Below are 20,599 nucleotides of genomic sequence, written 5' to 3' on the forward strand. Positions count from 1 at the left end.
GGCGACTCAGAGGTGTTCGATCAGAGGTGGCGGGCGGGGCCCTGGAGGCCGAGGACGGTGATAGTGAGGGGCGCGGTGGTGGTTTGCGCGGCGGAGGGGGCCGAGTCGGACAGGCGCAGGGTCACACGGAGGTGATCGGTCGCGCCGACCGCGAAGGCGGGAGACTCGGGCAGGTCGAGGCGAGCGGTAGCGGGCCGGTCGGAGGCGACGGTGGTCACGGTGCCGGGGCAGGTGGCGGCGTCGGCCGACCAGGACTGCGAGCAGCGTTCGAGGGCGAACTGCAGGCCATCCGAGAGGTCGGTGCCGGTCGTGGTCTGGAGTTGGAGGGCCGACATCGGGATGGTCCCGGCGTTCGTCAGGTCGAGCAGGCGACGGGCTGTCCCTCCGGGGACGAGGCCGGTGACCGGGACCGGGACGGTCGTCGCTCCGGTGGCGTCGAACTCGGCGATGACCGTGCCGGAGGCGACGCGCGCGCCCGCGGAGGCGCGGTCGAGGAAGACGGCGGAGGCGGTTGCGGCCGCACCGAGGACGAGGGCGCCCAGCAGGAGGCTCGCCAGGCCGGCGCGGGAGAGCACGCGGCGGCGGACGTCGGGGGAGTGTCGCGGGGCTCCGCGGTCGCGGGAGGACAAGCGCGCGCTGTGACGGCCGTGCTCCGCGGGCGGACGTTCCGGCTCGGGCGGCGGCGCGACGTCGAGGGGGCGGTGCGCGCCGCTCATCGGGGCACCTCCTCGGTGCGGCGCCAGATGGCGAGGAGGAGGGCGCCGACGACGACCGCGCCGCCCGCCGCGAAGAGGGCGAAACGCACCTCCGGGTGCGCGAGGGCGATGCTCGGCCAGCCCAGCAGTGGCACGACGGAGCTCTCGCGCCAGATCCGCTGGTCGGCGATCGTGACGATCCAGGGATCCGCCGACTCGTTGTTGTCGCCCTTGGTGGTGAGCGCCAGCTGGCCCGGCTCGCGTCCGCGGAGGGCGGCCGCGTCCGCCTCGGCGTAGACGAGAGTGACGCGGTGGATGACCCGGCGGCCCGGATCATCGGGGTCGGTGAAGACGATCACGTCGCCGGCGCGGACCGCGGCCTGATCGACGGGCAGGGTGAGGGCGAGGGAGCCCACGGGCATCACGGGCGCCATCGAGTTCGAAAGCACCGGCACGAGGCGCACCAGGCCCAGGGCCGAGAGGGCGAAGACGGCGAGACCGGCGACGGCGAGGAGGGCGACCAGGCCGCCGAGGAGAGCGCGGAGGATCCTCATGCCTGCCGCCTCCTGTGGCGTCGACCCGCTATGGCCAGCAGTGTGCCCGCGCCGAGCGCGAGCATCCCGCCCAGAAGCGCGGCGCCCAGGTCGCGCCCGGTGACCGCCAGGCCACCTCCCGCAGCACCGGAGCCGGCACCGGAGTCGGTGCCGGAGCCGGGGTTGTCGTCGTCCCACGCCGTGCCCACGGTCACCCGCAGCGCCGCCGCCGCGAGCTCCCTCTCGTTGCCGGCCGACTCCGGAAACAGCACGCGCACGCGCACGCCAGCGGTGGCGCCGCGACCCAGCGGACGCGCGCCGTCGAGCCGACCGAGAGTCGCCGCCGGCCCAGAACCCAGGGGCACCGCGTCGGTGGGGCAGAGGTAGCGCTGGATCGTGCGAGGGCCGTCGACCACCTGCTCGACGGTGAACGCCGAGTCGCAGAGCTCGACGCTCAGCTGGAGGCCGTCGCGCGGATCCTGCGCCAGCATCCCGCCATCGACCACGAACGCCACCGACACCTCGTGCGGGGCGAGCCCGGTGTTGGTCACCTCGACCGCCCACTCCGCACGGTCGCCCGGCGCGAGGTCGCTGAGCGAGCCCGGCGCCGAGAGCTCGCGCACGTCGAGCACGTCGACGGGCTCGGCGCTCGCCGCGGGGGCGAGGAGCACCGCAGCGAGGACGGCGCCGTACGTGAGGGCGTGGGGCATGGTGGCGACTCCGGGAAGAAAGGGGGGCCTCCGCCCCGCACCGGCGGCGGCCGAGCGGGACGGAGGCAGTCGGGAGCGGTCTACTGCTGGATGCCGGCGCGCTGGATGGCGGCGGCGGTGAAAGTGACCGTGGCGGAGGCGTTCTCGTACGCATTGTCGGCGGCGGTCGGCAGGACGAGCTCGATCAGCGTGTTCAGCGAGACATCGCCGGCATCCGAGGGGAAGGTCCCGGTCGCGGTGGGGGTGATGCCGAAGTTCGCCGGGGTGAAGTTCGCCGCGTTGGCGACGCCGCCAATGGTCGAGAGCTTGCCGCTGCCGGTGACCGTCCGAGTGCCGGCGCAGCTGTACGGGCCGTTCTCCGCGGGAGCGGCGGCGGGGACCCACGCGGTGGAGCAGGTCAGCAGGCGGTAGTCGAGGCCGTTCGCACCGGTGACCAGGGACGCGCCGACGCGGCCCGGGTCGGTGGTGTCCGAGCCGACGACGTCGTTGGTGACGTCCTGGTAGAAGCGGACCGTCGAGACGAGGTCGCCGTCGTTGGTCGCGTTCGGCAGCACGAGGCTGATCGGACGCTGGACCGTGTCGCCGGGCGCGATGTTCGCGACCGTGAACGCTCCGGTGACCGAGATGTCGGTCTGGCCGGCGTCGACGTTGCCGACAGCGGTCCCGGAGTCAGTGAACACGGCGAAGGCGCCGGCGCCCGCGAGGGCTCCTGCGGCGAGGAGGACGCCACCCGTGAGGGCGATCTTCTTCCACGGGCTGCGGCGAGTGGGTGCTGTGGTGGTCATGGCGACCGTTCCTTTCAGGTGGGTGGTGCCCGGTGCGGGCGTGGTCTCCCTCACGAGGACAGGTGCAGGACGAGAGGGGTGTCGAGGGGAAGGCATCAGCAGCCTCCGGCGGTGGCGACGGCCGGTTGGGCGACGGCGGTCGAAGCGGCGGAGGCGACTCCGAGCCAGCGCTGCAGATCCGGGCGGATCCGCCACTGGTAGCTGCGGCCCTCGCCGACGCGGTCGTCGGTGAAGCTGGTGGCGGAGGCGGCCGGTGTCGCGATCGCGGTCCAGGGGCCGGGGGTGGTGCCCGCGAGGCGGCGCTCGAGGGTCCAGCCGGTGGCTCCGGCGGCGGCCGACCAGCTCACGAGGGTGCTCGGCCGGCCGGCGGTGCAGCTCGCTACGGGCGTGGCGACCACGGAGGAGCGGGTCCACGCGCCGAGGCCGATCGCTCCGCTCGTCGCGTCGCTGCCGGTGAAGCCGCGCCGGGTAAGCGGAGCGGGGTCGACCCAGACCGTGATGGTGCTGCCCGCCGAGAGCGTCCCGTCCGAGACCGTGTAGGCGATCGTGGCGCTGCCCGTCCAGCTGTCGGCCGCGGGCGTGTACGTGCACGTTGATCCGGAGCAGGAGAAGGCGCCGCGCAGCTCGCCGGGGGTGCTCGTCCCCGCCAGGGTGAGGGTGCTGCCCGCGTCCTCGTCGGTGTCGTTCGCGAGCGGAGCGACGGTGACGGCTTGGCCGCCGGCGGTCGCGACCACGCGGTCCGGTCGAGCGATCGGAGCGTGGTTCAGCGCGGTGACGGTGACGGTGACCCGCACGTTCCAGGTGCCGTACTGACCCGAGAGCGAATAGTCGAAGACGTCGGCGCCGACGAAGGCGGCGATCGGACGATAGGTGCACTGGCCGCGGGTGCTGCCGCTGGCGACACAGGCGACCGACCCCTGCACGGGAGTGGCGGGTGCGGGGCTCGCCGCGCCTCCGATGACCTTCGGTGTGGTCGAGAGCTGCGCACGCGAGAAGGTCGCGCCGGTCGCGGCCGGCCCGTCGTTGGCGAGCACGTCGATCACGACCGCGCCGCCCTGCACGACCGTCGCGGTGTCGGCGGCCGGATCCGGGATCACCGAGATGCTCACCGAGGCGGTGCGGGTGAACGCCCCGCCGGTGGGGCCGGTGGCGGTCGCGGTGGCGGTGTTGGCGATCGTGCCGGCCGAGACGTCGGCGGCGCTGGTTGTGTAGGTGGCGGTCGCGGTGACGACCTGGCCGGGCAGCAGTCGTCCGGAAGTGCCCGGCCAGGAGTAGGCGAGAGCGGAGAGTCCGCTCTTGGGGTCGCTGATCGCGACGGCGGTGAGGGTGGTGGTGCCGGTGTTGGTCGCGCGGAAGGTGTACGTCACGACGGTGCCGGCGGTGCTGATGAAGGCGGGGTTCGCGGTCTTGGTCAGCGCGAGATCGTTCGTGCGGGCGATCGCGACGGTCTTCGAGGCGGTGGCGGTGACCGCAGTACCGGTCGGCGGGGTGCCGGTGGCGGTGGCGGTATTGAGGACCGAGCCCGCGTCGATGTCGGCCTGCGTGAGCGTGTAGCTGGCGGAGGCGGTGACCGACTGGCCGATCCCGAGCTGCCCTGCGGTGCCCGGCCAGGTGCCGTAGGCGACGGTGACGCGCGGGTCACTGATCGCGACTGCGGTGAGCGCCGTGTTGCCGGTGTTCGTCGCGGTGAAGCTGTACGTGATGGTCGAGCCCGCGGTCGCTCCGGCCGTAAGGGCGCCGTCCTTGGTCAGCGAGATCGAGGGGGCGTAGCGGATCGGTGTGGTCGCCGTCGAGGTCGCGCTGACCGTGGCGGGGGTGGCCGCGAGGGTCCGGCCACTGACGGTCGCGGTGTTGCTGACGGCCGTGCCCTTGTCGATGTCGGCCTGCGTGACGGTGTACGCGGCCGAGGTGAAGGTCGCGCTCGCTGCGGGTGCGAGCTGCGTCGAGGTGGGCGTGATGCCGGTCACTCGGGGGTCGGCGACGGCGACGCCCTGCAGGGTGACGTTCCCGGTGTTGCGTGCGAGGAAGGAGTAGCTGATTCGCTCGCCGACATCGGCCTGCGCGTTGCCGTTGGTGTCGGTGAGCAGGCCGGTCTTGGTGAGGGTGAGGGCGGGCGCGGGAGTGGCGATGGGGGCGGTGACGGAGGAGGCGGCGCTGGTGACGGTGGTCGTGCCGCTCTGAGCGCTGGCGGTCGCGGTGTTCACAAGCGTGCCGGCGAGCGCCTCGGCGGCGGTCACTACGTGCGAGCCGGTGCAGGTCACGGAGGCCAGCGGCGCGAGGGTCGTCGCGGGGCACGAGACCGTCGCCTTGGGGTCAGCGACGGCGACGCCCGTCAGGGTCGCTAGGGTCGAGGTGTTCGTGACCACGAACTGGTACGGGATGCTCGAGCCCTCGCTGTAGCTCGCGGGCTGGGTCGTGGTGCGGTCGATCTGCTTGACCAGGTTCAGGGCACCGAGGTCGTTGATGGTCGAGACGCTGACGTTGCGGATGAGGTGCGTGTCGCTGGATCCGCCGGTGGAGGCCGTGAAGCCGAGCTTGTAGGTCGAGGGCGCCGCCGTCGTCATCGTGAACCGCATCACCTCCACAAGGTTCGCCGCCGGTGTCCCCGCCGAGGCGCCGTAGTAGACGACCACCTCGGGGAAAGTCGCGGGCGACACCGTGATGCGGATGGTTCGACCGACGGAGGCTCCGGGATTGGCGGTATTGGCGAGCACGGTCGTCGGCCGCAGGTTGCCGCTAGAGGGCGGTGCGGAGCCGCGGAGGTAGCAGTAGCCGACCAGACCCTGGCCGGGACCGCGGGCGACAATCCGGTTCGCTTGCTGCCCCGGGGCGGTCGGGGTCGCGGGGCAGCCGGCGCCCAGACCGTTGCCGCCCGCGGCAGTGTTCGAGTAGTTGCCGAAGGCGTCCAGGCCGATGCCGAGGTAGCCGCCGTTCACGCCGTCGACGCTCGCGCCGGTCGTCGTGTTCTGGCCGTAGCCGAGCGCGCCGCCCGCCGCTCCGGCCATCGTGAGGCTTTTGGAGCCGTCGGTCAGGAAAAAGCCGATGCCGTCGGCGCCGGCCAGCGAGAGGTTTGCACCGTACTGGTACTGGTCGAAGAGGACGTCGAGCCCGCCGGTCGCGGGGATGGGCCGGTTGAACACCGCGCCGCCCTTGGCGTTCGTGCGGTTGTCGGTCAGCTGAAGGAAGCCGGGGTCGGTGCTCGCAGCCGGAGCCGCGGTGCGGTTCGTGCAGACACCCAGGCGGGATCCACTCGAGGGCGGAGCGACCGTCGCGCGGGTGAGGCAGCCCGAGTCGAGCGGCTGCCAGGCTGAGTCGGCGACGCTGGTGCCGCCGAACCCCTCCTGCACAAGGAGGGTCGCGGCCTCGGCTTTCGACGCAGGCAGGACGACCAGGACGGCGGCGAGAAGGAGGAGGACCAGGGCGAGCGCGAGAGGCGGGCGGGTGCGGTCGAGGGCATGCGCAGTCATCCCTGATCAACCTCCCCCCGGGGTGCTTCGCCGGGCCTTCCGGGTGGAGCGGAGATCACGATAGATCCGGTTCCTGGGGCGCCTTGTCCCCCGGAAGAGGCACAGCGGCCGAGGCTGACGGACCCCTTTCCCGGCGGACGTGCAGGATTAAATCAGCCGGCTGGGGACGGGGGGTCAGGTTAGTCTCAGGTCGGGAACGGTAGCAGGTGGCTTGTTGACGTGCGCATACCCCTGTTCGAGTGTGCTGTCGAGGTTCTTGTACGCCGGGGACGGCAGGGGTCCGACGCCCGTGCCGCCCCGGGCGACTCCGAGGGGTACTGGCGGAGAACGGCAGGGCGGTGACGCGAGATCGCGCTCTCACGCGGCGCTGTTCGTGGCGCGATTTGCCGCAGGGGGCGTCCGTGCGATCGGCTGGGGGAGTGCCGGGCGCTCGCCGGGGGGCGTCGTTCGCGGGGGCGTCCGTGGGCCGCTCGTCCGGGCGCTCGCAGACCCCCCAAGGGTGGACTGCGCGTCGCCGTGCGGATAGCGTGTCCGGCCGGCCCGCTAGCACCGACCCAGGACTGGTGCCCGAGGCGAAGCGCAGGTGACATGCTCGACACCTTCCGGCGCTGGCTCGCCGAGGAGCCCGTGGTGGTGCTGCCCGACCCGCCCGCACCGGTCATCCCCGGCGAGGGCACCTACCAGAACAACTCCGCGTTCGTCACGGTGACCGGCACCTGGTCGACCCTCACCGGCGGCGGCGACAGCGGAGGCGCCATCGGCTCTTCGAACTCGGCCGGCGCCTCGGCCACCCTGCGCTTCACGGGCACCGGCGTCAGCTGGGTGAGCCGCCTCACGGCGTCCTCGGGAATCAACGAGATGCTGGTCGACGGCGTCGTCGTGGCGAGCGTCGACCGCTACAGCGCAACGACCCACTCGGGAGTGACGGTCTGGTCCAGCGGCGCCCTGCCCGCTGGCCAGCACACGGTGACGCTCCGGCGCGGATCCACCAGGAACCCGGCGGCGACGGGGGCGACCCTCATCCTGGATGCGTTCGTCGTGGTGTGAGCGGGCTGTGCGGCGCCTGCGTCCTTGCGGGTCGGGCTCCACGGCCCGCCCGTGGGAGCATGCGGAGATGCGGACACTGATCCTCGGAGGAACGGGCTGGCTCGGCGGGCACCTCGCGGCGGAGGCGCTGCGGCTCGGCCACGAGGTGACCTGCCTCGCGCGCGGGGCGGCTGTGCCTCCGGGGGCCGTCCTGGTGCAGGCCGATCGAGACCGCGAGGACGCGCTCACCGCGGTGTCGGGCTCGGCTTGGGACGCGGTGATCGACGTCTCGTCCACGCCGCTGCACGTTCGCCGTGCCGTCCGCGAGGTGCGCTGCGGTGTGTACATGTTCGTCTCGACGACGAGTGTCTACGCGGTGAATTCGGTCATCGGAGCGACGGAGGACGCGGAGTTGCTCGCCCCCTCCGACGACCCCGCCTCGTACGGCGCCGCGAAGGTCGCCTGCGAGCAAGCCGTGCTGGCGGGAGCGGCGCCCGCCCTGATCGCGCGCGCCGGACTGATCGGCGGCCCCGGCGATCCGACTGGGCGCTCGTCGTACTGGCCGTGGCGGTTCGCGCATCCGGCCGTACCTGGGTCGGTGCTGGTGCCGGATGCGCCGGGGCTGCTGACCTCGGTGCTGGACGTGCGGGACCTCGCGCGGTGGCTGGTGTCGTCGGCGGAGGCGGAAGTGGCGGGCGTGATGAATGTTTGCGGGGCTCCCGTGCCGCTCGGGGAGCACCTCGCGGTGGCGCGGGGCGGGTCGTCCGCCGTGCCCGTCGCCGTGGCGGAGGAGTGGCTGCTGGCGCGGGGCGTCGGGCAGTGGTCGGGTCCCGGCTCGCTGCCGCTGTGGATCGCGGACCCGGAGTGGCGGGGGTTTTCCGCCCGCTCGACGGGGCTGGCGGAGGCCGCGGGCCTCGAGCGCCGTCCGCTGGCCGAGACGCTGCGTGCCGCCGTCCACGAGCCCGGCCGCCGCGCCGGCCTGTCGAACGAGCGGGAGCGCGATCTCCTCGCCGCGTGGAAACCGGGCGACTCACGTCGGTCGGCGTGTGGGTGCTGAGCTGGCTGTGGCCGAGCGGCCACGGGTGAGGGCCTCGTCGCCGAGGCGGCGGGCCGCGCCGATCCCCTCGGCGCCCGTCTCGAGAACCTGTGGCGCGGGCATCCCACCCCTTCGCCATCATCGACTCGCGCAGACACTCGCCCCCCGCGCCCCCCGCCCAGGCCGCGAGATGCCACTTATGACGCCGACACGCCGGGCGAAGTCGTCACAAGTGGCATCTCGCGGTGGGCGATCGGAGGCGTCTTGCCATTCGGTAGTTCGTCAGCTTTACCCCGGCGCGCACGGGGTGCTGCTCGGCGACGACCACGAAGCCGTGGCGCTCGAAGAAGGGGCGCGCGGTGATGCTCACGTCGGCCGCGAGATCGGGGGCGCCGGCGGCGTCAGCCAGTGCGAGGAGGTGCTCGAGGAGGCGGGAGGCGACTCCGCGGCGCAGAAAGCGGGGCGAGACGAACATCATGTCGATCCAGCCCGCGGCGCTCACGTCGGAGAAGCCGACGAGTTTGTCGCCGATCGTCGCAACGATGGCGTTCCGGGCCTGCATCGCAGCGTGCCAGGTCGGCAGCTCGCGGCGGCCAGCCCAGGCGATGATCTGCTCGGGCTCGTAATCGGCCGCCGCGGTTTCGGCGATGGCCGCCAGGAACACGGCCAGGGTGTCGGCCGCGTCGCACTCGAGGTAGGGGCGGATCGTGATGTCCATCCCAGCATCCTGGCGATGAACTGCCGCTACTCGAGGAGGAAGGCGCGCCCGTTGATGAGCAGAGTGTCGTCGTCGGCGGCAAGCTCGTCGGCCGAGCAGGCGGAGTTGTCGGCGGTGTCCGAACTCGCGGCGACAGCGGGAGTGGCTGCGGAGAGGAGGAGCCCGCAAGCGAGTGCGGTGATCACGGTGGTGCGGTTCATCGGCGTCGTCCTTGGCGTCGGGGCGGGCCGCTTCTCGTGGACGCGGCGGGGACTGATTCCGAGCCTAGGCCGCAGAGCCCGTCAGCGCCCTGGGTCGTTTCTCTGGTTCCGCTATGAAGTACCGTGCAGCCATTGTTCGTCGGTGCCTCCGCGCTCGCGACGGCCGGCGTGCGCTGGGTGGCCGTCACCGCCACTGGCTCGACGTTCTTCGTCGCGGTCGGGCTGACTGCCTGGGGCACCCCGATGGGGGAGGCGGGCTGGGGCGGCATCGTCGAGCGGGTGATGCCGCAGATCCCGGCGCTGCAGCCAGTTACCCGCTCCAACTATAAATTCATGAAGCAACTATCAGCTGAGATGCCTGCCAGAGCATGTACACCACAGTAATCGAGGCAGTTCCGGATACGACCAACTGGCACGAAAGTTGCGTCCGAAATCCTCGCGTCGCAAGCATAGTCGCAAAAAGAAGAATCGACACACTGATCGCAATACCGACACCGTCAATCCAGTACCGATCGGGCATGATGTGGTCAAAGACAAAGCCCATTCCAAAGGTCAGAACTGAGCAAACAACTGACGCGCGCGCAAATGGTCTCCAGGGAAGCTCCGCGCCTTGCTGACGCCCATTTTTGGCTGAAGAAAGACGCGGAGCCGATAGCAGCGCTGGCACAACCACTGTTGCGAACACTAACGATATGACAGAAGTCGCGATTTCAATATCTTTGAATACCCCGCCGATAAAGAAGGGCATACAACCGAGCAACCCCGCAACTATGCAGACTGCAAGCCATTGAAATCTCCCATGACTCACGACTCTACTCCTCAATTGCTTTTAGCCTGATACCGTCTCTTTGATATTTTCGGACGCGCAGATCGCCGGAAGGAGGCAATTAAAGTTAGTTCCAGTGGCTTGGTAAAGGGTTTTCCATGATTCGCTTCCATTGCTGCTCGAGAATCGAGCGTACGCCTCGTGGGAGGGCACCGGCTGACGAGACCCCTCAATCGAAACCGAACCGCTACGATATATTTTCACCCACGTCAGAGAATAGCGTACAGCGCCGGCGACGCAGAAGGGATCCCCGACCTCGTGAGAGACCCCGAAGGTCACAAGGTTGCCGGAGCGGGTAGGATTCTGAAACACCATTCCTGCGTCTGATGCTGTACGAGTCTCAATCACATCTCCGCTGGAATTGAGCTTCCTGGTCGGTCCGACGCTCTTGACGTACGTTAGATCGTAGGGAGCCGTATTGTCCCAATTGACATTGAGGAACATTTGTGTCCGGTACGATGGAGTGCTGTATGGCGCTCCTGCGCCGGGGCCGATGAAATTCCTGTTGTCCCCCTTGAAAAACTCATCGCTTCCAAGCCCGCATCCAAGCTGAGCTGCGAAGTTATTAACTTTGTCGTTCGGGATGAAGGTTTTATAGTCGTACGCTGTTGTGTACGGCTGATAGCCTAGCGGCTGGAGAACTTGATCGCTTCGATTGGCATTTTCGCCGAGAGTTCTGACTGTTAGTGATCTGCTGGCAACGTTACCCAACTTGTCCGCCTCTCCCTCGAGAAGATAATCGTATGAGAGCCCGGGCTGCAAGCTGGAATCGGTAAATTTGCCGTCAGTAGAGCTTCCGATCTCGTCACCGTCGCGAAGCACGCTATATTCCGGACTTCCCGATGTGTCCCAATCGAAACTCGCCGACTCTGCAGTGATTGCCGAGGCAAAATCCGGTGCGGCTTCGAGTCGCTCGCCGCGATCGACGGTGCCACCGGAATTTCCGGAGGAGAAGATGGTGCCGTCGATGGTCGTCATGCTTGGTGCGGGAGCTGTCGTTGTGCCACTGTCGTCAGCCTGATTGCTCGAGGCGGGTTCGGCCCTGCCCCCTAGATCTCCGATCGGACGATACTGCACAGTGACGAGAGCGGCTTCACCATCCACGTCGACGAGTTGTACAGTCTCTCCCTCGCTTGCTTCACCCTCGACCATTTCGACGACTTTATCAGGGTGTGAATTGGCGACGCTGGCGCCGGTCGCCTCTAGTTCGACAATGAGGTTTCCGCTCCTCACTTCGCTCGCAAATGCGGAAGGTGACATGTAGAGCCCTGATGTGCACAGAGGCAATGCAATGATCGCAGCCAGTCTCATACGATTTTTATGAATCACTTCATCCTTCTCAGAGAAGACCAAACGTAGCGTCTGCTGGCTCTGGAAATCTATGCCCCTTCTCGGGGGCACATCGGGGGATAGGCGCTGATCCGGGTGACCGCCGTACCGGTGCGAGAGGCTCCGTTCTGGAACCAGGCCGTCCGCCCGCTGAGGAGGCGGACCTCGCCGCCCGCTTCGGCTCCGACGTCGAGCGCTACCGTTCGTGCGTGCGCTGCTGGGTGCCGCGCCGCCCGGCTCCGCTGCCGCCGTCGCCCGCATCGCCGCCGCACACCCCCTGAGAAGCCACAAGTTGTCCCACTCGACGCCCAGCGACAACTTCTGGACACTCGCGCGAGCGGGCGACCCCGCGGCGCCGGGCCGCGCCGAGAGCAGGCCCGCGCACGAGCCCGCCTACGATGGGTCGGGATGTCCCCCGCCCCCGTGCTCGCCGCCCCGATCCGCACGCCGCGGGCCCGGACGCGGCGCGGGCCGCTCCTCGGGCTCGTGCTGATCGCCGTCCTCGTCGCGACGCGACTGCTCGCGCCGGACGCGGCGGGCGACGCCCTCTCGGACGCGGTCCGCGACTTCCTCACCCTCTCGATCAGCGTCGTCATCGAGTCGCTGCCGTTCGTGTTCCTGGGCATCGTGCTCTCGATCGCCGTGCAACTGTGGGTGCCCGACGCGGTGCTCCTGCGGATCCTGCCGAAGCGCGCCCTCCCGCGGCGGCTCGTGATCTCGCTGCTCGGCGTGCTGCTCCCGGTCTGCGAGTGCGGGAACGTGCCGCTCGCGCGCGGGCTGATCGTCAAGGGACTCTCGGTGTCGGAGTCGATGACGTTCCTGCTCGCCGCGCCGATCGTGAATCCGATCACCATCGTCACGACCTATCAGGCCTTCGGCTGGGCCGACGGGATCCTCGTCTGGCGGATCGTCGGCGGCTTCGCGATTGCGAACCTCGTCGGCTGGATCTTCAGCCGTCACTCCGAGCCGATGACCCTGCTCACCGACCGCTTCCGCGCGGCCTGCGAGGCCGGCGAGCGCCCCTCCCGCTCTCTCCGCGACCGCGCGCGCCGCAGCGTGCTGCTGTTCGCCGAGGAGACCGGAGCGATGATGCCGGCCCTGTTCGTCGGAGCGGCGGTCGCGGGGCTGATCCAGGTCGGCGTCTCGCGCGACGTGCTGACCACGCTCGGCGGCGATCCGCTCTGGTCGGTCCTCGCGCTAATGGTGCTCGCCTTCGTCATCTCGATCTGTTCGAACGTCGATGCGTTCTTCGTGCTCTCGTTCGGCTCCACGTTCCTGCCGGGAGGCATCATCGCGTTCCTCGTCTTCGGCCCGATGATCGACGTCAAGATGCTCGCGCTGCTGCGGACCACCTTCTCGGCGGCGTCGCTGGTGCGCGTGACCGTGCTGGTCGCCCTCGCCGCCGCCGTGCTCGGACTGGCGGTGAACTATGCGCTCTGAGCGCCTCCTCGCGCGCTGGAAGGGCGTGGTCCTCAGCCTGATCGGCGTCGTCTCGACGCTGTGGCTCGCGGCGACCGGGCGCCTGGGCCTCTACATCCACCCGCGCTACTTCGAGTTCTCGGTGGTGCTCGCGGTGATCGCGGGAGTGCTGCTGATCGCGGCGTTCGCGGTGGTGCCGGGAGCGGAGGAGGACGGGCATGCGCAGGAGGACGGGCACGCGCAGTTGGCCGAGGACACCCACGGGCACGGGCGCGGGCGCGGGCGCGGGCACGAGCACGACCTCGACCACCTCCACGCCCCGTCCGCCCCGTGGCGGCGCGTCCTCGCCTTCGTCGCCGGAGTCGCGGTGATCGCGTCCGCCGCCGTCGCCCTGCTCGTGCTCCCGCCCGCTGCCCTCACCGCCTCGACCGCCACCCAGCGCGAGGTCAACACCAGCGCCGTCGACGCCTCTGTGACCGCCGCCGTCCCCACCGGCGACCCGGCGTCCTTCAGCGTGCGCGACTGGGCAACCCTGCTGCGCCAGGGCGCGAGCGAGCAGTTCCTCGCCGGGCGGACGGCGACGGTCAGCGGATTCGTCACGCCCGACGCCGCCGACCCCGAGAACGTCTTCTACATCGCGCGCTTCGTGGTCACCTGCTGCGCGGTGGACGCGCAGCCGGTCGGCGTGCCGGTGTACCGGGCCGGCTGGGCCGACACCTACGCCGAGGGGCAGTGGCTGGAGGCGAGCGGCGGTTTCGGCGCGAACCCGAGCGTCACCAGCGCCGAGACGGTCGTGCTGGAACCGGCGACGGTCACGCCGATCGACGAGCCGGCGATGCCCTATGTCTACTGAGCCGTCCGCAACCGAGGTCGAGAGCGGCGGAACGGCCCGGAACGGCTCGCGGCGGCGTTCCAACCTCGGTTCCGCACACGCCTCCGGCTTCCCCCGCGCCTTCTGGGCCGTTGTCGCCGTGCTCGTCCTCGCCGTCGGCGGCCTCACCGCCGCCACCGTCGCGAAGGGGCCCCGCGCCGCTTCCCTCGAGGTCAGCACCGACGGCGTGGTCGAGCGCGACGGCGGGCGAGCGCGCCTCCACCTGGACCAGGCCGTGGAGCCCGACGCGCTCGAGCGGCTCACCGTCACTCCGGACGCCCCGCACACTGCCGAACTCGACGGCGGCGTGCTCACCGTGACCTTCACCGGCACCCTCCGCTACGCCACCCGTTACACCCTGGGGATCGACGACGCCCGCAGCGCCGCGACAGGCTCGGCCGCCGATGTCTCCGCGTCCTTCACCACGAAGGACCCCGACCTCTTCACCCTGGATCGCACCGCCGAGGACCCCTCGCAGCCCGACGCCGTCCGCGTCCGCCCGCTCTCGGGAGGGAACGCCCGCGTCCTCTTCACAGCCGACCGGATCCAGGACTACACCGTCGTCGGACCGGTTCTGGTGGTCGTGACGATCGAGCCCGACGACACGAACATCCTCCGCACGATCACCCTGGACACCGGCTCCGAGGGGATCATCCCGCTGCCCGGCCCCGGCACAGTGCGCGAGCTGCACTCCTCTCCTGAGAAGGGCGTGCTCGGCTGGACCTTCACCGGGCAGACGCCGACGGGCCCGCTCGATCGCGCCCTCTACTCCTACGACCTCACGGATCGGACGGCCGAGGCGGTGCCGGTGCTCGGGATCGACGGCGGGCCGCTGCGCGCAAGCGATTGGATGTTCGTGCCCGGCACCACCTCCGTCGTCACCCACTCGCTCGATGACACCGTGCTGCTCCTCGACCTGCTGACCCCCGGCGCTATCAGCCCGCTCGGTCAGCACGCCGAGCTGCGGGGCTTCGTTCCGGGAGCGAACCGGCTCGTGGTCGCCGACCCCGATTCCGGCTCACTGATCGACCTGGCCGACGGCTCGGTCGAGAAGCTCGCGCTCCCGCCGGCCGGGGTGAGCGCGACCGCGTCACCGGTGCAGACCCTGCTCCTCGACTCCGGGAGCTACGTCGAACTCGAGGCCGAGTACGCACCCGGGACGGGGACGACCCAGTACTCGGTGGTCCGCGTCGACGCCGCCGGCTCCTCGGAGGTGTTCCGCACCTCGCCGACGGGACGCATCCGCGGCGTCTGCCTCTCGCCGAACGGGCAGTACCTGGCGGTCGAGACGGTGTCGGTCGAGGGCCGGCCGGATGACTACCCGGGCGAACCGGGCTTCGGCGCGACCTCGACCGTGCTCGTCGACCTCGGCACCGGCGACACTGCACGCAGCGTCAACGGGCGCTCGCGCGACTGGTGCGCGTAGGCCGCTAGTCGAACCGGGCGCCCTCCGGCCGCGGCGGCAGCACGAACAGAATCAGCAGGAACAGGTAGCCGGCGATCGGCACGAGCCCCACGAGGATCCACAGCCCGCTGCGGTTCACGTCGTGGAGCCGCCGCCACACGAGCGACAGCGAGGGGAGGAACGTCGCCAAGCCGATCGCCCCCGCGGCGATCGACACCCAGGCGGTCTGAAACGGCGCGCCGCTGGGGTACGGCGTCAGCGTCGGGTCCAGGCCCCACCGCCCGCCGTCGGCGATCTGCAGCAGGACGGACCCGATCGAGCCGGCGAGGATGATCCACCAGTACTCAGCGCGGCTGGCGCGTCCGCGGAAGCGGAGGTAGTTCCCGAAGAAGCGGCGGACGGCCGCCATCGGCGGGGCACCGTAGTAGGGGAGCGCCAGGGGCGGCTCGAGGGTGCGCGGGCTCATCGGGATCCGGTTCTCATTCTCCGACCGTATCCCGTGCTCGGTGGGGTGTCGCGTCGGCCGAGCGGAGGTCGTGTTCATAACGCAGGATGAATGGTGGGTGCCGCACGCAATCGTGCTGGATCCACGGGCGCCGATCGCGATTCTTCCTGAGTTATGAACGCCATCAGCGGGTCGCGACCGCCTCCGCCCGCACCGCCTCGGTCGCCCGCGCATCGACGATCAGGCTCACGACGAGCCCCACCGCAACGATCGCGATCGCGACCCACGGCAGCACGTCGAGTCCGCTCAGGTCGATCACCAGGCCACCGATGATCGCGCCGCCACCGATGCCGATGTTGAACGCCGTCGTCTGCAGCGCCGCGGCGAGGCTGCGCAGCTGGAAGGAGGAGGTGCGCAGCATCCGGGTCTGCAGCATCGCCGGGATGCCGCCGAACGCGATGTTCCAGACCACGGCGGCCACGACCACGGCCGTGGTGGCGCCGCTGCCCGCCGCGACGGCGAGGCCGACGAGCGCCAGCACGACCGCGATCGCGGCGACCACGAAGCCGGAGCGCGGGAAGCGGTCGGTTGCGAAGCCGGCGAGGACCAGTCCGACTGCGCCCGCACCGCCGAACGCGAAGAGCACGAGCGGCACCGTGTCGGGGGCGAAGGAGGCGGTCTCGAGCCAGGGCGTGATGTAGGTCGAGAGGGTGTTCTGGCCGATCAGGACCAGCAGGATGACGACGCAGACGCCGATGATGCGCGGAAGAGTGCGGTCCTTCCGAGCGGGCAGGCGGATCTCGCCGGTCCGCAGCGGGATGTGGTGGTCGACCGCGGGCAGGAACTTCACCACGATCAGCGCGAGCACGAGGACCACGCCGCCGAGGATCGCGAAGGTGGGCCGCCAGCCGAACGCGTGCCCGAGCGCTGTGCCGAGGGGGACGCCGAGGACGAAGGCCGCGGATCCGCCGCCCGCCGTGATCGCGGTCGCGCGGCCGAGCTGCTCCGGAGCCACGAGGTGAGCGGAGTAGGCGGCGACGATCGCCCAGAACAGGCCGTGCGCGAGCCCCCCGAGGATGCGCGCGCCGATGAGCAGCCCGAAGGTGGGAGCAAGCGCGGCGAGGACGTTGGCGACCGCGATGGTGCACAGCGCCACGAGGAGGAGGCTCTTGCGGGAGAAGCGCTGCGTCACGAGGGTGAGCGGAGTCGTCGCGACCACGACAGTAGCGGCGAAGATCGTGACGAGCTGTCCGGTCAGCGAGATGCTCACGCCGAGCTCGCGCGACATGTCCGGGATGAGCCCGGTCGGCAGGAACTCGCTCGTGACCGAGACGAAGATGGCGCCGGCGAGCGTGAGCAGGCCGATCCGGGGGAAGGCAGGGGGTTTCGCGGTGTCTGGCGGGTTCACAGTGTCCTGGGGGTCGGGGGAGGGGGTCGGGGGTCGGGGGAGGGGGCGACCCTCAAGCGTCGCACGCCGGCGCGGTCGCGGCGAGTGCGTTGCCGTCGGAGGGCGGCCGCCGACGCGGCTACCACAGCCGCCCCGCGCGTGTACGGGGTGGCCCCCGAGCCGCCGGGCGCCTGGAATGGAGGGATGCGGCGCGAACCGGGCGCCGCGGACGGAGGAGCCGTGCCCGACCAGTACACGTTCACGAACCCCGCCACCCAGTACCCGAACGTCACCCCGCCGATCCAGCAGCAGCCCGAGCCCGGTCAGCAGTCGCGGATGACGCCGGTGCCGGACCTCGGCGAGGAGAGCTACCGCGGCACCGGCGCCGCCGTGGCCATCGCCGTCGCGCGCGAGGGAGCCGACATCGCCCTCGCCTACCTCCCCAGCGAGGAGGAGGACGCGCAGTACGTGATCGAGCTGGTCCGCGCGGGGCGCACCGCCGTGCCTCTTCCGGGCGATCTCACCAGCGCCGAGTGCTGCGCGCGGCTCGTAGCGGAGGCGGTCGAGGGCCTCGGTGGGCTCGATGCGGTCGTCACTGTGGCGGGTAAGCAGGTCTGGAATGAGGACGTGCTCGCTATCACCGACGAGCAGTTCGGGGCGATCTTCGCGGTCACCGTGTTCGCCCCGTTTCGGATCATCCGGGCGGCACCGCCGCACCTACCCGCGGGCGCCACGATCATCACCACGGCCTCGGCGGAGGCGCACACGCCGGCCCCGGACCGCCTCGACTACGCGATGACCACAGGTGCGATCAACAACCTCTCGGAGGGGCTCGCGCAGCAGCTCGCCGCGAAGGGCATCCGCGTGAACGTCGTGGCGCCCGGCCCGACCTGGACCGCCCTGCAGGTCAGCGGCGGCGTCGACCCCGAGAGCCTGCCCGACTTCGGCTCCAGCGAGGCGCCGATGGGACGTGCCGCGCAGCCTGCCGAGCAGGCCCCGGCTTACGTGTTCCTCGCTTCCGCCGAGTCGAGCTTCGTCGCCGGCGAGACCCTGAACGTGAACGGCGGCATGGTCTCGCCCTGACGCGCCGGCCGGTGCGTCGACCTTCCCTGCTCGAGACACCGGCCGCACCGCGGTGTCTCGAGCGCAGGAGGGCGTGTCGTTGCGACGCGCAGGACGCGGCCAGCCCACGCGCCCGCCCTGTCGCTCCGCTGCCCAGGGCCTGCCCAGCTGCGCGAGCAGACTGCGGGAGCCGATGACGGCGACCGGACGAGGAGAGCAGTACCCGGAACGCGACAAGACCGACTCGACGGAGCTGTCATGTCCTGGATCGTCCTCATCCTCTCCGGTGTCCTCGAGGCCGTATGGGCCACCGCCCTCGGCAAGCCGAGGGACTCACCCGGCTGGCCCGTCGATGGTCTTCGGAGTCGTCGCGAGCATGGCCGGCCTCGCCTCCGCGGTGTGCCCCCGTCCCCCGTCCCCCCGTCCCTCCCTCCGCGAGATGCCACTTGTGAGGGCGACACGCCGTCCAAGGCGGACACAACTGGCATCTCGCCGAAGGCCGGCAGCGGGCGGTTGCAGGGGTGGCGCGTTCCGCCTAGGCTCGGCCCACCAGGGGAGAACGATCGTTCTACTGCTCTCCCCGCCCGCCAAGGAGGACTCATGCCCACTCGTACCGCACGCACCGCCTGGAACGGCTCGCTCGAGACCGGCGAGGGCCAGGTCGAGCTCTCGAGCTCGAAGATCGGCACCTACGACGTCTCGTTCCCCAAGCGCGCCGCCGACGACGCCAACGGCTCGACCAGCCCCGAGGAGCTCCTCGCCGCCGCCCACTCCGCCTGCTACGCCATGCAGTTCTCGGCCGTCCTCGGCCAGGCCGGCGGCACCGTCGAGGCGCTCGACGTCCGCGCCGACGTCTCGCTCGGCCCGGACTCGGCCGGTGGATTCAAGCTCACCGGCATCACGCTCGTCGTCAGCGGCGAGGTCACCGGCATCGACGAGGCCGCCTTCCTCAAGGCCGCCGACGAGGCCAAGGAGACCTGCCCCGTCAGCAAGGCGCTCACCGGAGTCGACATCACGCTCGAGGCCACCTTCGAGGGCTGAACGTCGTAGAAGCACCCCGTCGCAGGCCGCGGCGGGGTGCTTCTGCGTTCCGGTTCGGGTGCGGGCGGTCGAGCGCCCTGTCTCCGTCGCCGGTCGGGTGCCGTGCCGTTCATAACTCAGGATGAATCTCCTGACGCACGTCCCGGACCCGCGGATCCACGGTGCGCGCCGACCATTCATCCTGAATGACGAACAGGACAGCCTCCGAAGACGCCGGAATCAGGCGTTCACTGTGCTCCGGTAGCGGAAGCCCGCGCCGAGGTGCTCCTGGGGCAGGCGATCGCCGCGGCCGTGCAGCTTGTGGCGGAGGCTCCCCTCGACGTACTCCTTCGGGTACGCACCGCGGCGGCGCAGCTCCGGCACGATGAACTCGACCACGTCCTCGAAGGTGCCCGGCGTGATCGCGTAGGCGAGGTTGAATCCGTCCACGTCGGTCTCCTCGACCCACTCCTGCAGGTGATCGGCCACCTCCGGCGGCGAGCCGACGACGAACGGTCCGAGCCCGCCGATCACGCTGAGCTTGGCGATGTCGCGGACCTTCCACTCGCTGCCGTCCGCGTTCGCCTCCTGGAAGTTGGCGACGGCCGACTGGATCGCGTTGCTCTTCACGTTGCCGATCGGCTCGTCGAGGTCGTACTGCGAGAGGTCGATGCCCATCCAGCCCGACATGAAGACCAGCGCCCCCTCCTCGCTGCCGTAGGAGAGGTAGTCGCGGTGCTTCGCGTGCGCCGCCTCGCTCGTCTCGGCGGTGATGATCGTCAGGAGCGTGTAGATCTTTGCGGAGTAGCGGTCGCGGCCCGCCGCCTCCAGTGCATCCCGGATCCGCGAGACGGTCGCCTTCAGGCCCGCCTTCGTCGAGGACGCGACGAAGATCGCCTCCGCGTTGCCCGCCGCGAAGCGGATGCCACGCGGCGACGCGCCCGCCTGGTAGATAACCGGCGTGCGCTGCACCGACGGCTCCGACAGGTGGATGCCGGGGACGGTGAAGTTCGTGCCGCGGTGCCCGATCTCGTGCACCTTCGCCGGGTCGGTGAAGACGCCGGACTCGCGGTCGCGGATCACGGCGTCGTCCTCCCACGACCCCTCCCACAGCTTGTACAGCACCTCGAGGTACTCGTCGGCGACGTCGTAGCGGTCGTCGTGCTCGAGCTGGTCCTCGTGGCCCATGTTGCGGGCGGCGCTGGGGAGGTAGCCGGTGACGACGTTCCAGCCGACACGGCCCTTCGTCAGGTGGTCGAGCGTCGACATCCGCCGGGCGAACGGGTAGGGGTGCTCGTAGGCGGTGCCGGCCGTGATGCCGAAGCCGAGGTGCTCGGTCGCGGCGGCCATCGCCGAGACGAGGAGGATCGGATCGTTGACGGGGACCTGCGCGCCGTGTCGGATCGCGGCCTCGTTGGAGCCGCCATAGACGTCATAGGTGCCGAGCACGTCGGCGATGAAGATGCCGTCGAACGTGCCGCGCTCCAGCAGCTTCGCCAGGTCGGTCCAGTACGAGAGGTCCTTGTAGCGCCAGGACTGGTCCTGCGGGTGGCGCCACATGCCGGAGGACTGGTGGGCGACGCAGTTCATGTCGAAGGCGTTGAAGCGGATCTGTCGGGTCATGGTGTCGATAGTGCCGAGCCGACCCACCGACGGGTACCAGCG

At 70.4% G+C, this 20,599-nt stretch carries 19 protein-coding genes and 1 riboswitch; of the genes, 8 read left to right on the forward strand and 11 right to left on the reverse strand.

The genetic code is table 11. From position 1 onward, the window contains the following. Positions 1–20 precede the first annotated feature (20 nt). The 5 genes from C1O28_RS14205 to C1O28_RS14225 form a co-directional block, all read right to left on the reverse strand. Positions 21–716: a peptidase gene (locus C1O28_RS14205; RefSeq protein ID WP_097166829.1), complete on the reverse strand. Its 696-nt coding sequence runs from the start codon at positions 714–716 to the stop codon at positions 21–23. Then, on the reverse strand, positions 713–1,249 hold the full coding sequence (locus C1O28_RS14210; protein WP_097166830.1) for a signal peptidase I: 537 nt from the start codon (positions 1,247–1,249) through the stop codon (positions 713–715). Before C1O28_RS14210 ends, C1O28_RS14205 begins: the two co-directional genes overlap by 4 nt. Continuing rightward, on the reverse strand, positions 1,246–1,938 hold the full coding sequence (locus C1O28_RS14215) for a sortase (RefSeq protein WP_097166831.1): 693 nt from the start codon (positions 1,936–1,938) through the stop codon (positions 1,246–1,248). The genes C1O28_RS14210 and C1O28_RS14215 overlap by 4 nt, the downstream gene beginning before the upstream one ends. A gap of 80 nt (positions 1,939–2,018) precedes the next feature. Continuing rightward, positions 2,019–2,723, reverse strand: coding sequence for a TasA family protein (locus C1O28_RS14220; protein ID WP_097166832.1), 705 nt, complete (start codon positions 2,721–2,723; stop codon positions 2,019–2,021). Positions 2,724–2,818: 95 nt separating this feature from the next. Continuing rightward, the gene (locus tag C1O28_RS14225; RefSeq protein WP_097166833.1) at positions 2,819–6,190 is read right to left on the reverse strand and encodes a DUF7507 domain-containing protein; all 3,372 of its coding nucleotides are present in this window, start codon (positions 6,188–6,190) and stop codon (positions 2,819–2,821) included. 588 nt (positions 6,191–6,778) lie between these two features. Between C1O28_RS14225 and C1O28_RS14230 the strand changes: the two genes are divergently transcribed. Further along, positions 6,779–7,237, forward strand: a complete 459-nt coding sequence (locus C1O28_RS14230) for a hypothetical protein (protein ID WP_097166834.1) — start codon at positions 6,779–6,781, stop codon at positions 7,235–7,237. Between the two features lie 67 nt (positions 7,238–7,304). After that, the gene (locus tag C1O28_RS14235) at positions 7,305–8,273 is read left to right on the forward strand and encodes an NAD-dependent epimerase/dehydratase family protein (RefSeq protein ID WP_097166835.1); all 969 of its coding nucleotides are present in this window, start codon (positions 7,305–7,307) and stop codon (positions 8,271–8,273) included. Positions 8,274–8,478: 205 nt separating this feature from the next. On the opposite strand, the gene C1O28_RS14240 is transcribed toward C1O28_RS14235, so the two are convergent. Both C1O28_RS14240 and C1O28_RS15285 read right to left on the reverse strand, forming a co-directional pair. Further along, entirely contained in the window at positions 8,479–8,970 is a 492-nt protein-coding gene (locus tag C1O28_RS14240; protein ID WP_097166836.1) for a GNAT family N-acetyltransferase, read from the reverse strand. A 26-nt stretch (positions 8,971–8,996) separates the two neighbouring features. Then, complete coding sequence (locus C1O28_RS15285; protein ID WP_160487535.1) at positions 8,997–9,170, reverse strand: hypothetical protein; 174 nt, start codon at positions 9,168–9,170, stop codon at positions 8,997–8,999. A 132-nt stretch (positions 9,171–9,302) separates the two neighbouring features. Between C1O28_RS15285 and C1O28_RS14245 the strand changes: the two genes are divergently transcribed. Beyond that, positions 9,303–9,554 (forward strand): hypothetical protein, encoded by a 252-nt coding sequence (locus C1O28_RS14245; protein WP_127821552.1) that lies wholly within the window; start codon positions 9,303–9,305, stop codon positions 9,552–9,554. A 445-nt stretch (positions 9,555–9,999) separates the two neighbouring features. Here the strand turns inward: C1O28_RS14245 and C1O28_RS14250 are convergent, their stop codons facing one another. After that, positions 10,000–11,325, reverse strand: a complete 1,326-nt coding sequence (locus C1O28_RS14250) for a hypothetical protein (protein WP_127821553.1) — start codon at positions 11,323–11,325, stop codon at positions 10,000–10,002. Between the two features lie 408 nt (positions 11,326–11,733). Here C1O28_RS14250 and C1O28_RS14260 point away from each other — a divergent pair, with 408 nt between their 5' ends. From C1O28_RS14260 to C1O28_RS14270, 3 genes are read left to right on the forward strand one after another with little or no spacing between them, the layout of a single operon-like run. Beyond that, positions 11,734–12,765: a permease gene (locus C1O28_RS14260; RefSeq protein WP_097166838.1), complete on the forward strand. Its 1,032-nt coding sequence runs from the start codon at positions 11,734–11,736 to the stop codon at positions 12,763–12,765. Then, the gene (locus C1O28_RS14265; protein ID WP_097166839.1) at positions 12,755–13,597 is read left to right on the forward strand and encodes a TIGR03943 family putative permease subunit; all 843 of its coding nucleotides are present in this window, start codon (positions 12,755–12,757) and stop codon (positions 13,595–13,597) included. The genes C1O28_RS14260 and C1O28_RS14265 overlap by 11 nt, the downstream gene beginning before the upstream one ends. Next, entirely contained in the window at positions 13,587–15,041 is a 1,455-nt protein-coding gene (locus C1O28_RS14270) for a hypothetical protein (RefSeq protein ID WP_097166840.1), read from the forward strand. Before C1O28_RS14265 ends, C1O28_RS14270 begins: the two co-directional genes overlap by 11 nt. Positions 15,042–15,045: 4 nt before the next feature. Here the strand turns inward: C1O28_RS14270 and C1O28_RS14275 are convergent, their stop codons facing one another. Together C1O28_RS14275 and C1O28_RS15290 are read right to left on the reverse strand one after the other, a co-directional pair. Next, a complete protein-coding gene (locus C1O28_RS14275) occupies positions 15,046–15,486 on the reverse strand; it encodes a DUF805 domain-containing protein (protein WP_097166915.1) in 441 nt (146 codons plus the stop codon). Between the two features lie 163 nt (positions 15,487–15,649). Continuing rightward, on the reverse strand, positions 15,650–16,873 hold the full coding sequence (locus C1O28_RS15290; protein WP_104259898.1) for an MFS transporter: 1,224 nt from the start codon (positions 16,871–16,873) through the stop codon (positions 15,650–15,652). Positions 16,874–17,056: 183 nt separating this feature from the next. On the opposite strand from C1O28_RS15290, the gene C1O28_RS14285 reads away from it, so the two are divergent. Beyond that, positions 17,057–17,935, forward strand: coding sequence for an SDR family oxidoreductase (locus tag C1O28_RS14285; protein ID WP_133115539.1), 879 nt, complete (start codon positions 17,057–17,059; stop codon positions 17,933–17,935). A 163-nt stretch (positions 17,936–18,098) separates the two neighbouring features. After that, a riboswitch (guanidine-III (ykkC-III) riboswitch) is annotated at positions 18,099–18,163 on the forward strand. Between the two features lie 351 nt (positions 18,164–18,514). Next, positions 18,515–18,955: an OsmC family peroxiredoxin gene (locus C1O28_RS14290; protein WP_097166842.1), complete on the forward strand. Its 441-nt coding sequence runs from the start codon at positions 18,515–18,517 to the stop codon at positions 18,953–18,955. Positions 18,956–19,174: 219 nt separating this feature from the next. Here C1O28_RS14290 and C1O28_RS14295 read toward each other — a convergent pair whose 3' ends face one another. Next, entirely contained in the window at positions 19,175–20,557 is a 1,383-nt protein-coding gene (locus C1O28_RS14295) for an LLM class flavin-dependent oxidoreductase (RefSeq protein ID WP_097166843.1), read from the reverse strand. Between the last annotated feature and the right edge of the window lie 42 nt (positions 20,558–20,599).

The organism is Rathayibacter rathayi (assembly GCF_004011095.1).
GTDB classification, from domain to species: domain Bacteria; phylum Actinomycetota; class Actinomycetes; order Actinomycetales; family Microbacteriaceae; genus Rathayibacter; species Rathayibacter rathayi.